The sequence below is a fragment of the Streptomyces globisporus genome (assembly GCF_003501885.1).
Classification (GTDB): Bacteria; Actinomycetota; Actinomycetes; order Streptomycetales; family Streptomycetaceae; genus Streptomyces; species Streptomyces globisporus_D.
The window spans coordinates 17,826-28,090 of record NZ_QWFA01000058.1 but is presented as its reverse complement, the minus strand read 5'-3'; the positions used below and the strand labels follow the sequence as shown (position 1 = coordinate 28,090).

Genomic DNA, 10,265 nt, shown 5'->3' with positions numbered 1-10,265 from the left:
TTCCCGGTCGAAGCGGGGCGCTTTCGAGGTTCTTCGCTTTCGCGTTTTCCCTTTCCGGCGGCTCCAACTTTACCAGACTCTTTTTCGTTCCGTTTCCGGTCCGAATTCGATTTCCCGGTGGCCTGTGGAGTGGCCTTGCCTTTCGGCGGACCCGACTTTATCAGAGATTCTGAGTCGGATTTCCCGCCCCGTGCCGGGTGCTTCCGGCGCACGAGTGCGCGCGCTGCTTCCCGTTCAGGCGGAGACGTCAACGTACTGGAGCGGGGCTCCCCGATGCAAATCGAGGGCCCCGCTCCAGGTCAGGCGGTCGTGAGGGGTCAGACCTCGACGACGACCGGAAGGATCATCGGACGGCGGCGGTAGGTGTCGGACACCCACTTGCCCACCGTCCGGCGGACCATCTGCTGGAGCTGGTGGGGCTCCATCACGCCGTCCTGCGCCGACTTGTCCAGGGCTTCCTGGATCTTCGGGGTGACGCCGGCGAACGCGTTGTCGTCGATGCCGGAGCCGCGGGCCTGGATGTGGGGGCCGCCCACGATCTTGCCCGAGGAGCTGTCGACCACGATGAACACCGAGATGATGCCCTCGTCGCCGAGGATGCGGCGGTCCTTGAGGGAGGTCTCGGTGACGTCGCCTACGGAGAGGCCGTCGACGTAGACGTAACCGGCCTGGACCTTGCCGACGATCTTCGCCTTGCCGTCGATGAGGTCGACGACCACGCCGTCCTCGGCGATGACGATGTGGTCCTTCGGCACGCCGGTGAGGGCGCCCAGTTCGGCGTTGGCCCGCAGGTGGCGCCATTCACCGTGGACCGGCATCAGGTTCTTCGGCTTGCAGATGTTGTAGAAGTACAGCAGCTCGCCGGCCGAGGCGTGGCCCGAGACGTGGACCTGGCGTTGCCCTTGTGGACGACGTTGGCGCCCCAGCGGGTCAGGCCGTTGATCACGCGGTAGACCGCGTTCTCGTTGCCGGGGATGAGGGACGACGCCAGGATCACCGTGTCGCCGGGAACGATCCGGATCTGGTGGTCGCGGTTGGCCATCCGGGAGAGGGCCGCCATCGGCTCGCCCTGCGAACCAGTGCAGACCAGCACGACCTCGTCGTCCGGGAGATCGTCGAGGGTCTTGACGTCGACGACCAGGCCGGCGGGAACGGTCAGATAGCCCAGGTCACGGGCGATGCCCATGTTGCGGACCATCGAGCGGCCGACGAAGGCGACCCGGCGGCCGTACTCGTGGGCGGCGTCCAGGATCTGCTGGATGCGGTGCACATGGCTGGCGAAGCTCGCCACGATGATGCGCTTCTGGGCGTTGGCGAACACCGTGCGCAAGACGTTGGAGATGTCCCGCTCCGGCGGCACGAAGCCGGGGACCTCGGCGTTCGTGGAGTCGGAGAGAAGGAGGTCGATGCCCTCCTCGCTGAGCCGCGCGAACGCGTGCAGGTCGGTGAGACGGCCGTCCAGCGGAAGCTGGTCCATCTTGAAGTCACCGGTGGCCACGGCCATGCCCGCGGGGGTGCGGATGGCAACGGCCAGCGCGTCCGGGATCGAGTGGTTGACCGCGATGAACTCGCAGTCGAAGACGCCGATGCGCTCCCGCTGCCCTTCCTGCACCTCAAGGGTGTAGGGGCGGATGCGGTGCTCCTGGAGCTTCGCCTCGATGAGCGCGAGGGTCAGCTTCGAGCCGATGAGGGGGATGTCCGGCTTCAGGCGCAGCAGGTACGGGACACCACCGATGTGGTCCTCGTGGCCGTGCGTGAGGACGATGCCCTCGATGTCGTCCAGGCAGTCCCGGATCGTGGTGAAGTCCGGCAGGATCAGGTCGATGCCCGGCTGCTCCTCCTCGGGGAAGAGAACGCCGCAATCCACGATGAGCAGGCGGCCGCCGTACTCGAAGACCGTCATGTTGCGGCCGATCTCGCCCAGGCCGCCGAGCGGGGTGACCCGCAGGGCGCCCTTCGGGAGCTTCGGCGGGGTACCGAGTTCAGGGTGCGGATGACTCAAAAGACTCTCCTTACCACGCACGCCACGTACCGCTGAGGCACGTGGCGCGCATGTCATTCGTGCACTTGCTGTTGTCTTGGGTGGTGCCTCGACGAGTCGCCTCGTCTGTTCTGCTGTTCAGTTGTGAAGTCTGTGCTCAGAGCTCTACCCCGCCGGCGGCGAGATCGATCTTGAGCTGGGCCGTCTCCTGGGCGCTGAGCTCCACGAGCGGCAGGCGCAGCGGTCCGGCCGGGAGGCCCTGGAGGGTCAGGGCGGCCTTCGTGGTGATGACGCCCTGGGTGCGGAACATGCCGGTGAAGACCGGGAGCAGCTTCTGGTGGATCTCCGTGGCCTTCTGGACGTCGCCGCTCAGGTGCGCCTCGATCAGGGCCCGCAGGTCGGGAGTGACCACGTGGCCGACGACGGAGACGAAGCCGACCGCGCCGACCGAGAGGAGCGGCAGGTTGAGCATGTCGTCGCCGGAGTACCAGGCGAGGCCGGATTCGGCGATGGCCCAGCTGGCGCGGCCCAGGTCGCCCTTGGCGTCCTTGTTGGCGACGATGCGCGGGTGGTCGGCCAGCCGGACGAGGGTTTCGGTGTCGATCGGCACGCCGCTGCGGCCGGGGATGTCGTACAGCATCACGGGGAGGCCGGTGGAGTCGGCGATGGCCGTGAAGTGGCGGAGGAGGCCCTCCTGCGGCGGCTTGTTGTAGTAGGGCGTCACGGCGAGCAGGCCGTGGGCACCGGTGCGCTCGGCCGTCCGGGCGAGCTCGACACTGTGCCGGGTGTCGTTGGTGCCGATGCCGGCGACGACGTGGGCCCGGTCTCCTACGGCTTCGAGGACAGCTCGTACGAGCTGGTCTTTCTCCGAATCACTGGTGGTCGGGGACTCACCGGTGGTGCCGTTGACGATCAGGCCGTCATTGCCTGCGTCCACCAGGTGGGCGGCGAGCCGCTGGGCGCCGTCGAGGTCGAGAGCGCCGTCCGCCGTGAAGGGCGTGACCATAGCGGTGAGGACCCGCCCGAAGGGGGTCTGCGGAGTGGAGATCGGAGCCATGGGTAACACGCTACTCGCTGCTCAGCGCGCGGGGTCCCCTCGGGGGGACGGGGAAGAGGAGCCCGGCACTGCCTGCTCGGGGGTTCAAGCAGTGCCGGGTCCGTTTGATCAGCCTAGATGAACTTCTCGAAACGCCGCAATACGGACACCGCCTATGGGGCGACCCGTCCATTTTTGTTGAAGGCCGCATGAGTGAGCGGCATCAGCTGCTGCCAGTGGGTTTCCATCTGCTCGCCGACCATCTCGATCTCGCGCTGCGGGAAGGACGGCACCTTCGCCAGCTCGTGCTGGGTGCGCAGGCCGAGGAAGTGCATCAGCGAGCGCGCGTTGCAGGTGGCGTACATCGAGGAGAAGAGGCCGACGGGGAGCACCGCGCGGGCGACCTCGCGGGCCACGCCCTTCGCCAGCATCTCCTGGTACGCCTCGTAGGAGGCCCGGTAGGACTCCTCCATGGCGCGGGTCGTGACGTCGTACTGCTCCTCGGTGCCCTGGACGAACTCGTACTTGCCGGGGCGGCCCTGCTGGACCAGCTTGCGGGAGGTTCCGGGGACGTAGAAGACGGGCTCCAGCTCCCTGTAGCGGCCCGATTCCTCGTTGTACGACCAGCCGACGCGGTGCCGCATGAACTCGCGGAAGACGAAGATAGGGGCGCTGATGAAGAACGTCATCGAGTTGTGCTCGAACGGGCTGCCGTGCCGGTCCCGCATGAGGTAGTTGATGAGTCCCTTGGAGCGCTCGGGGTCCTTGGTGACCTCTTCGAGCGACTGCTCGCCGGCGGTGGAGACCCGGGCGGCGAACAGCACGTCCGCGTCGCGCGCGTCGCTCTTCACCAGCTCGACGGTGACGTCACTGCGGAAGTGGGGCTTGGCGGGTTCGGGGGTGTCGGTCACCGACGGGGGTCCTTCCAGGGGCTTCGCTCGGGCGGCGACCACTTTACGGGCCGACGGACCCTGCATGTACGGGGCGGTCTCGGGCAGCCGTTCGTGGAGTTCCCCCAACAAGTACGGCGATTCGGGCACCGATTCGGGCTGTCGTACGTCTGACTCAATAGCAGCACCCGTCATGCAGATCAAGGAGAGTTTCCTCATGTTCCGCCGGCGTGAAGCCGTCCCGTTCTCGTTCGTCGCCGAGTCCGACCGGTTCCGCAGTAATGTCGCTCCCCCTCCCACCGCCCGCGCCACCGTTCCCGAGCTGCTGGGGCGGTCCCTCGTCGGGCTGACCGTGGTCGCCGGTCTCGTGGGCTCCCTGCTGCTGGGCCTCCCGGCGCTCGACTCCGGGCAGCCCGCAGGGCACGACAAGCAGTCCACCGCGTCTCAGGGCCGCTGAGCCGTAGGCCGCCGACTCGTACGGACCCCCTGGGGTGGTCGGGCCGGGGGCCCGCTCGGTAGCCTCACCGGGCACAGCAATCGAGCGTGCTTGTGAGTGAGGATGAGTCGTGCCCCTGCCCTTTCTGACGGCCGACCGCGCATTCGACGCGAGCGCGGAGGACGTTGCGCTGCCGTTCGACGACCACGACAGCTGGCGGCGGCCCTACCGCCCCGGTCCGTGGCGGGTCGCGGCGGCGGCCACCCTGTTGTTGCTGGCCTCGTTCGTTCTGCTCGCGGCCATGATCATCGGTGTGGCCGGAGCGCCTTCGGGCGCCACGGTGTGTCTGCTGCTGGCCGGCGCCGTGATCGCCGCCGCGCTGCGGCTGCTGCGGGTCGGTGCGTGGGTCAGCCGGCACGGTGTGCGGCGCGTCGGCTTCTTCCGGACCATCACGGTGGCCTGGAGCGACACATCGGCGGTTCGCACGGTCCAGCAGCCCGTGAAGTGGATGGGCTTTCCCCGTACGGTCCAGGGCCAGGCGCTCGTCGTGGTCCGGCGAAGCGGTGAGACGTTGGCGCCGCTGGCCACCGACCACAACGCGGATTTCCTCGGGCGTGAGGAGGCGTTCGAGCGGGCCACGGATGCGGTGGAAGCCTGGGCGGACGAGTATCGGCTCGGGTGAGCGGCCGGCTGTCGCCGTCTGTGTGTGAGTGAGCCCGGGGCCCTTGTGGGGTCCCGGGCTCACGTGCGTACGGCGGGAATGACGTCCTCAAGCGCCGGACGGGCTGGAGGGTGCGGCCGGGCTTGAAGGTGTGGGCTCGCCGGGCGCGGGCGTGGGGGCACCCGGGGTGGACTTCCGCAGCGCGATGGCTCTCTGCATGGCCTTGCGGGCCCTGGGGGTGTCCCTCGCGTCCTGGTACGCGACCGCCAGTCGGAACCAGGTGCGCCAGTCGTCCGGGGCGTCCTCGGTCTCCTCGCGGCGTTTGGTGAAGACCGCGTCGGCGGCGTCCCGGTCGATGCGGCCGGACGGGGTGCGGGCCAGGTCGTCGACCGGGAGGCCGCCCTCGGCGTCCAGTTCGGCGGCCAGGGCGTTGGCGCGGCGGACGAACTGGGTGTTCTTCCACAGGAACCAGACGCCGATCACCGGCAGGATCAGCACGGCGACGCCGAACGTGACCGTGACCAGCGTGCCGTGCCGGATGAGCATCACGCCGCGGCTGCCGACCAGGACGAAGTAGAAGACCAGGACGGCGGCCGTGACGATGTAGGTGATCTTTGCGCGCATGGTGGGCTCAGTCAGTTCAGGTCGAGGAAGTGTTCCAGGCCGAACGTGAGGCCGGGAGTGGTCACCACGCGGCGGACGCCGAGCAGGATGCCCGGCATGAAGCTGCTGTGGTGGAGGGAGTCGTGGCGGATGGTGAGGGTCTCACCCTCGCCGCCGAGCAGCACTTCCTGATGGGCCAGCAGGCCGCGGAGCCGGATCGCGTGGACCGGGACGCCGTCGACGTCCGCGCCGCGGGCGCCGTCCAGGGCGGTGGCGGTGGCGTCCGGCTGGGGGGCGCTGCCGGCCTTGGCGCGGGCCGCCGCGATGAGCTGGGCGGTGCGGGTGGCGGTGCCGGACGGGGCGTCGACCTTGTTGGGGTGGTGGAGTTCGACGACCTCGACGGATTCGAAGTAGCGGGCGGCCTGCTCCGCGAACTTCATGGTCAGGACGGCTCCGATGGAGAAGTTCGGGGCGATGAGGACGCCGGTCTCCGGGGAGTTGTCCAGCCAGCCGTTCAGCTGCGCGAGCCGTTCGTCGGTCCAGCCGGTGGTGCCGACGACGGCGTGGATGCCGTGCCGGACGCAGAAGTCGAGGTTGCCCATCACCGATGCGGGGGTGGTCAGCTCGACGGCGACCTGGGCGCCCGCCTCGGCGAGGGCCTCCAGCTTGTCGCCACGGCCCAGGGCCGCCACCAGCTCCAGGTCGTCGGCGGCCTCGACGGCCCGTACGGCCTCGGAGCCGATCCGGCCCTGAGCACCGAGAACGGCTACGCGCAGCTTGCTCATTGTGATTCCTTAAGGGATTAGGAGACCGCTTCGTGGAGGCGGTCCGCCTGCTTGTCCTTGAGCGGGCCGATGACCGAGAGCGAGGGGCGGTGGGTGAGGAGTTCGCCCGCCACTTCCCGTACGTCGTCGGGGGTGACCTCCGCGATACGGGCCAGCATGTCGTCGACCGACATCTGCTCGCCCCAGCACAGCTCACTCTTGCCGATACGGTTCATCAGCGCGCCGGTGTCCTCCAGGCCGAGGACGGTGGAGCCGGAGAGCTGGCCGATGGCACGGGTGATCTCGTCGTCGTCCAGGCCGTGCGTGGCGACCCGGTCCAGTTCGTCGCGGCAGATCTTCAGGACGTCGTGGACCTGGCTGGGCCGGCAGCCCGCGTAGACGCCGAAGAGGCCGCAGTCGGCGAAGCCCGAGGTGTACGAGTACACGCTGTAGGCCAGGCCGCGCTTCTCCCGTACCTCCTGGAAGAGGCGCGAGCTCATTCCGCCGCCGAGGGCCGTGTTGAGGACGCCGAGGGCCCAGCGGCGGTCGTCGGTGCGGGCGAGGCCGGGCATGCCGAGGACCACGTGGGCCTGTTCGGTCTTGCGGTTCAGCAGCTCGACCTTGCCGGCGGCGCGCAGGGTGCGGGAGCCCTCGCGGGGCGCCATGGGCACCGCGTCCGTACGGGAGAGGGCACCGGCCTTCTCGAAGGCGCGGCGGACCTGGGTCACGACCGTGGCGTGGTCGACGTTGCCCGCGGCGGCGACGACCAGGTGCGTGGGGTCGTAGTGCTTCTTGTAGAAGCGGGCGATCTGGCCGCGGTTCAGCGCGTTGATCGTGTCGACGGTGCCGAGGACGGGGCGGCCGAGAGGGGTGTCGCCCAGCATGGTGTGCGCGAACAGGTCGTGCACGCAGTCGCCAGGGTCGTCCTCGGTCATCGCGATCTCTTCGAGGATGACGCCGCGCTCGGCGTCGACGTCCTCGGGGGCGATCAGCGAGCCGGTCAGCATGTCGCAGACGACGTCGATGGCCAGCGGCAGGTCGGTGTCGAGGACACGCGCGTAGTAGCAGGTGTACTCCTTCGCCGTGAAGGCGTTCATCTCGCCGCCGACCGCGTCGATCGCGGAGGAGATGTCGAGGGCGGTGCGCTTGGCGGTGCCCTTGAAGAGGAGGTGTTCGAGGTAGTGGGTCGCGCCGTTCAGGGTGGGCGTCTCGTCGCGGGAGCCGACGTTCGCCCAGATGCCGAAGGTGGCGGACCGGACGGAGGGCAGGGTCTCGGTGACGATCCGCAGACCGCCGGGGAGGACGGTCCGGCGGACCGTTCCGATGCCGTTGCTGCCCTTGAGAAGCGTTTGGGTACGGGCGACGGCCCGCCCCTCCGAGGAGGTGCGGGCCGTCGTCGCGGAACTACGGGACGTCACTTGTCGGTGTCGTCCTTCTTCTCGTCCTCTTCGCCCTCGACGACGGGGATGAGGGAGAGCTTGCCGCGGGAGTCGATCTCGGCGATCTCGACCTGGACCTTGGCGCCGACGCCGAGCACGTCCTCGACGTTCTCCACGCGCTTGCCACCGGCGAGCTTGCGGATCTGCGAGATGTGCAGCAGACCGTCCTTGCCCGGCATGAGCGAGACGAACGCACCGAAGGTGGTGGTCTTGACGACCGTACCCAGGTAGCGCTCGCCGACCTCCGGCATGGTCGGGTTGGCGATCGCGTTGATCGTGGCGCGGGCGGCCTCGGCCTGCGAGCCCTGCTGGGCACCGATGTAGATGGTGCCGTCGTCCTCGATCGTGATGTCGGCGCCGGTGTCCTCCTGGATCTGGTTGATCATCTTGCCCTTGGGGCCGATGACCTCACCGATCTTGTCCACCGGAATCTTGACGGTGATGATCCGCGGGGCGTTCGGGGACATCTCGTCCGGGACGTCGATGGCCTCGTTCATGACGTCCAGGATGTGCAGACGGGCGTCACGGGCCTGCTTCAGCGCGGCGGCCAGGACCGAGGCGGGGATGCCGTCGAGCTTGGTGTCGAGCTGGAGCGCGGTCACGAACTGCTTCGTACCGGCGACCTTGAAGTCCATGTCGCCGAAGGCGTCCTCCGCACCGAGGATATCGGTGAGGGCGACGTAGTGGGTCTTGCCGTCGATCTCCTGCGAGATCAGGCCCATGGCGATACCGGCGACGGCGGCCTTGAGGGGCACACCGGCGTTCAGCAGCGACATGGTGGAGGCGCAGACCGAGCCCATGGACGTCGAGCCGTTGGAGCCCAGCGCCTCGGAGACCTGGCGGATCGCGTAGGGGAACTCCTCGCGGGTCGGGAGGACCGGCACGATGGCGCGCTCGGCGAGCGCTCCGTGGCCGATCTCGCGGCGCTTGGGCGAGCCCACGCGGCCGGTCTCACCGACGGAGTACGGCGGGAAGTTGTAGTTGTGCATGTAGCGCTTGCGGGTCACCGGGGAGAGGGTGTCCAGCTGCTGCTCCATCCGGAGCATGTTGAGGGTGGTGACGCCCAGGATCTGGGTCTCGCCACGCTCGAACAGCGCCGAGCCGTGCACGCGCGGGATGGCCTCGACCTCGGCGGCGAGCGTACGGATGTCCGTGACGCCACGGCCGTCGATGCGGACCTTGTCCTTGATGACTCGCTCGCGGACCAGCTTCTTGGTCAGCGCGCGGTACGCGGCGGAGATCTCCTTCTCGCGGCCCTCGAACTCCGGGAGGAGCTTCTCGGCGGCGATCTCCTTGACGCGGTCCAGCTCGGTCTCACGGTCCTGCTTGCCGGCGATGGTGAGCGCCTGCGTCAGCTCGGAGGTGACGGCCTTGGAGAGCGCCTCGAAGACGTCGTCCTGGTAGTCCAGGAAGACCGGGAACTCGCCGACCGGCTTGGCGGCCTTGGAAGCCAGGTCCGCCTGGGCCTTGCAGAGCGCCTTGATGAAGGGCTTCGCGGCGTCCAGACCGGCGGCGACGATCTCCTCGGTGGGAGCCTCGGCGCCGTCCTTGACGAGCTGGATGGTCTTCTCGGTGGCCTCGGCCTCGACCATCATGATCGCGACGTCGCCGTCCTCCAGGACGCGACCGGCGACGACCATGTCGAAGACGGCGTCCTCGAGCTCGGTGTGCGTCGGGAACGCGACCCACTGGCCCTTGATCAGGGCGACACGGGTGGCGCCGATCGGGCCGGAGAAGGGCAGGCCCGCCAGGATGGTGGAGCAGGAGGCGGCGTTGATCGCGACCACGTCGTACAGGTGGTCGGGGTTGAGCGCCATGATCGTCTCGACGATCTGGATCTCGTTGCGCAGGCCCTTCTTGAAGGAGGGGCGCAGCGGCCGGTCGATCAGGCGGCAGGTGAGGATCGCGTCCTCGGAGGGGCGGCCCTCGCGGCGGAAGAAGGAGCCGGGGATCTTGCCGGCCGCGTACTGCCGCTCCTCGACGTCCACCGTGAGGGGGAAGAAGTCGAGGTTGTCCTTGGGCCGCTTGGAAGCGGTGGTGGCCGACAGCACCATGGTGTCGTCGTCCAGGTACGCGACGGCGGAGCCTGCGGCCTGCTTGGCCAGGCGGCCCGTCTCGAAGCGGATGGTGCGGGTGCCGAAGGTGCCGTTGTCGATGACGGCCTCGGCGTAGTGGGTCTCGTTCTCCACTAGTGATTTCTCCATACTCGTCGTCTTTCGTCCGCGCGCCCGTATGGCGCGGGACGGTGCGGGAGAGGCGCACCGTGGATGCGGGCCGGTCTTCGATCGAAGCTCCCGGGCATGTTCCCGGGGGCCACTACCGAGGACCGGCGGCGGCGTCGTAGCGCCTCTCCCTGGTCCTGCTCGTTCTTGCCTTGTCGCGCGTGTTCGTCGCGCGGGTCCTACGGGTCGTGCGGGTGTCGCTGCACCCAGGTTACTGAGCTTGACACCGGTCC

8 protein-coding genes and 1 pseudogene are annotated in these 10,265 nt (G+C 68.7%); 2 read left to right on the top strand and 7 right to left on the bottom strand.

Going from position 1 to position 10,265, the window contains the following annotated elements; translation table 11 throughout:
* Positions 1-317: 317 nt before the first annotated feature.
* The 3 genes and pseudogenes from D3105_RS13485 to thyX all read right to left on the bottom strand — a co-directional run bounded on the left by D3105_RS13485 (position 318) and on the right by thyX (position 3,928).
* Positions 318-2,002, bottom strand: a pseudogene (locus D3105_RS13485) (ribonuclease J).
* A gap of 136 nt (positions 2,003-2,138) precedes the next feature.
* Complete coding sequence (dapA, locus tag D3105_RS13480) at positions 2,139-3,038, bottom strand: 4-hydroxy-tetrahydrodipicolinate synthase (RefSeq protein WP_073820861.1); 900 nt, start codon at positions 3,036-3,038, stop codon at positions 2,139-2,141.
* 152 nt (positions 3,039-3,190) lie between these two features.
* Complete coding sequence (gene thyX, locus D3105_RS13475; protein ID WP_006128002.1) at positions 3,191-3,928, bottom strand: FAD-dependent thymidylate synthase; 738 nt, start codon at positions 3,926-3,928, stop codon at positions 3,191-3,193.
* Between the two features lie 196 nt (positions 3,929-4,124).
* Here thyX and D3105_RS13470 point away from each other — a divergent pair, with 196 nt between their 5' ends.
* Both D3105_RS13470 and D3105_RS13465 read left to right on the top strand, forming a co-directional pair.
* Complete coding sequence (locus D3105_RS13470) at positions 4,125-4,364, top strand: hypothetical protein (protein WP_118903475.1); 240 nt, start codon at positions 4,125-4,127, stop codon at positions 4,362-4,364.
* Positions 4,365-4,473: 109 nt separating this feature from the next.
* Positions 4,474-5,025 carry a hypothetical protein gene (locus D3105_RS13465; protein ID WP_118903474.1) on the top strand — a complete coding sequence of 184 codons (552 nt, stop codon included), beginning with the start codon at positions 4,474-4,476 and terminating at the stop codon, positions 5,023-5,025.
* Between the two features lie 87 nt (positions 5,026-5,112).
* On the opposite strand, the gene D3105_RS13460 is transcribed toward D3105_RS13465, so the two are convergent.
* From D3105_RS13460 to D3105_RS13445, 4 genes are read right to left on the bottom strand one after another with little or no spacing between them, the layout of a single operon-like run.
* Complete coding sequence (locus D3105_RS13460) at positions 5,113-5,628, bottom strand: tetratricopeptide repeat protein (protein ID WP_118903473.1); 516 nt, start codon at positions 5,626-5,628, stop codon at positions 5,113-5,115.
* 11 nt (positions 5,629-5,639) lie between these two features.
* Positions 5,640-6,392, bottom strand: coding sequence for a 4-hydroxy-tetrahydrodipicolinate reductase (dapB, locus tag D3105_RS13455; protein WP_118903472.1), 753 nt, complete (start codon positions 6,390-6,392; stop codon positions 5,640-5,642).
* Between the two features lie 17 nt (positions 6,393-6,409).
* Positions 6,410-7,789 (bottom strand): M16 family metallopeptidase, encoded by a 1,380-nt coding sequence (locus D3105_RS13450; RefSeq protein WP_118903471.1) that lies wholly within the window; start codon positions 7,787-7,789, stop codon positions 6,410-6,412.
* Positions 7,786-9,999, bottom strand: a complete 2,214-nt coding sequence (locus D3105_RS13445) for a polyribonucleotide nucleotidyltransferase (RefSeq protein ID WP_118903470.1) — start codon at positions 9,997-9,999, stop codon at positions 7,786-7,788. The genes D3105_RS13450 and D3105_RS13445 overlap by 4 nt, the downstream gene beginning before the upstream one ends.
* Between the last annotated feature and the right edge of the window lie 266 nt (positions 10,000-10,265).